Here is a 1,197-nt window from a genome sequence, read left to right as displayed (position 1 = left end):
AATCCAATCCTGAATTTCACGTAAATCCATCGCCGAATAAGGGGTTCCATCCGGCTTTTTAGCATTTGGTTCGGCTTTAATCACCCATTGATAGATTTCACCTAAACCTGTCGAAATAGGCGACATGGTCGGTTGCACATCTTCAGGCATTTCTCCCATTGCTTCTTGCAAGCGCTGGTTGATGAGCTGTCTGGCCCAGTAGATATCAGTACCATCTTCAAAAATGATGGTCACTTGCGATAAACCATAGCGTGAAATAGAGCGGGTTTGTTCCATATTCGGCATGCCTGACATGGCATTCTCGATAGGATAGGTAATCCGCTGTTCCATCTCCAAAGCAGTAAAGCCATTGGCAGAAGTGTTGATCTGTACTTGTGTATTGGTGATATCAGGCACGGCATCAATCGGCAGCTTTTGATAGCTGTAAATGCCTACGCCAATCCAGGCCACAATAAACAGCATGACCCAGATGGCATTATGAATTGAAAACTGGATCAGTCGATCAAACAGTCCTTCAGGCTTTATTGACTCATTATTAGATATTTGAGAATTTTCAGTGCCCATGTGAAGCCTCTCCTTTTTCCATTTCAGATTTCAGTAAGAAACTACCTTGAGCGGCATATTTTTGTCCCTGATTAAGCCCATTTACCACTTCAATCCACTGGCTCTCCCCAGATGACTGACCTAATTTCACCGGCTGCGGACTGAATTCAACTTTCTGTCCATGTTGAGTGGCGACAAAAACCACATCCTTTCCATCGATATTCTGAACTGCTGACTTAAGCACCCGTAATGCGGTACTTTCACTCTTTTGTTGCAGCAGTACGTTTACCATCAAGTTTGGACGTAATTCGGTTGCATTCGATTCAACTTTTGCTCGAACCTGAAGACGACCCGTTTGAGTATCCGCTTCAGTATTTAAAGTCTGGATAACTGCCTGATAGACCTTTTCAGTTTGCAAGGATTTAAATTCGATCTTTTGATTCGGGGCTAAACCCATAATTTCAGAATTTGGAACAATAAACTCAAGCCAGAGCTGATCTAACCGGTCTATAGTAAAGAGCTGATCGGCTAACTGAACATTTTCTCCGAGCACCAAATCCTTTTTACTGATCACGCCGGAAATGGGGGCTTTCAAAATATAGCGCCCGTTACTGGTATTCACAGCACCAAACGCACTTAAACGTGATTGGGCCG

Annotated in this window: 2 protein-coding genes; both read right to left on the bottom strand. The window is 43.6% G+C overall.

Annotated features, from left to right (window positions below):
- Positions 1–564, bottom strand: a 564-nt coding sequence (locus tag FTU45_RS15300) for an efflux RND transporter permease subunit (protein WP_180076698.1), incomplete at its 3' end; no start/stop codon positions are given.
- The coding region (locus FTU45_RS15295; RefSeq protein WP_180076697.1) for an efflux RND transporter periplasmic adaptor subunit at positions 554–1,197 on the bottom strand (644 nt) is incomplete at its 5' end. The genes FTU45_RS15295 and FTU45_RS15300, both read right to left, overlap by 11 nt.

The organism is Acinetobacter sp. YH12106 (assembly GCF_013418995.1).
GTDB lineage: Bacteria > Pseudomonadota > Gammaproteobacteria > Pseudomonadales > Moraxellaceae > Acinetobacter > Acinetobacter pseudolwoffii.
Note: the sequence above shows the minus strand (reverse complement) of the source record. Positions and strands in the feature narration are given on the sequence as shown.